We start from the raw sequence: 347 nt of genomic DNA, 5'->3' as shown, positions 1-347 counted from the left end.
ATGCGTGCCTTTTGATCGGTCGAAGGTGCCTGTGCAAGTAATTAAGTTCAAATGGCGCCCTTTGCTATATCCGAAGATTTCGTTAAGAGGGGCTTTGTCTCGTGGGTAGCTTTGTTTCTTTTTCACCACAAATGTGAGTTTTGTTCCTTGTTTGTCCTTAACCGTAATTTCATCCCCTCTATCGAGGTCTTTCAAATGATAAAAAATGGCGGGTCCTGTCTTGCTGTCTACATGCCCTGCCAATACTGCATTCCCTTTCACCCCTGGTTTTTAACCAGGTTCAAACCAAGCGACACCGTCTTCAGTGGAAGGGGCATCCATTTGTCCTGTTTCCAATAAACCGACTT

At 45.0% G+C, this 347-nt stretch carries 1 protein-coding gene; it reads right to left on the bottom strand.

The window, feature by feature from the left end; genetic code table 11:
- On the bottom strand, window positions 1–261 hold a 261-nt coding region (locus tag CVN76_RS02255), incomplete at its 3' end, for a class F sortase (RefSeq protein ID WP_269800006.1).
- Window positions 262–347 lie beyond the last annotated feature (86 nt).

The sequence above is a fragment of the Bacillus sp. mrc49 genome, assembly GCF_002803435.1.
The sequence above is the reverse complement of the archived record's forward strand: the minus strand, read 5'-3'. Positions and strand labels throughout refer to the sequence as shown.